The following is a 365-nucleotide window of genomic DNA, read 5'->3' on the forward strand; positions in this document are numbered from 1 at the left end:
TGTGAGCAAACAGTAGCTATTGGTTAAGTTTTAATGAAAGTGATTAAATAACAACCTGTTTTTGTGCGCTGAAAAGTTGGCACGCCTCATGCTTTAGTATGAGTGACCCTTTCTAAGCCGAGGGTCACCTAGCCAACTGACGTTGTTAGTGAACCATCTTGTTCACAAATATATACAGCCAATCACGACTCCTTGTGGTTGGCTTTTTTTTATGCAGTCTAGAACTGTGCTTTAATCCAGATCATGCGATGGTCGGAAGATACATCCTTACCATCACCATACTTACCGATACGTGCATCGTTAAATAGTTTACGGCCTTCTTCATAAGACGCTGACCAGTACACACCAGAGTCTATTACATTCAA

Annotated in this window: 1 pseudogene; it reads right to left on the bottom strand. The window is 41.1% G+C overall.

The annotated features are described in order from the left end of the window. Positions 1 to 218: 218 nt before the first annotated feature. A pseudogene (locus IQR33_RS14975) lies at positions 219 to 365 on the bottom strand (endonuclease/exonuclease/phosphatase family protein); the annotation flags it as partial.

Source organism: Vibrio sp. OPT46 (assembly GCF_015163535.1).
GTDB lineage: Bacteria > Pseudomonadota > Gammaproteobacteria > Enterobacterales > Vibrionaceae > Vibrio > Vibrio alginolyticus.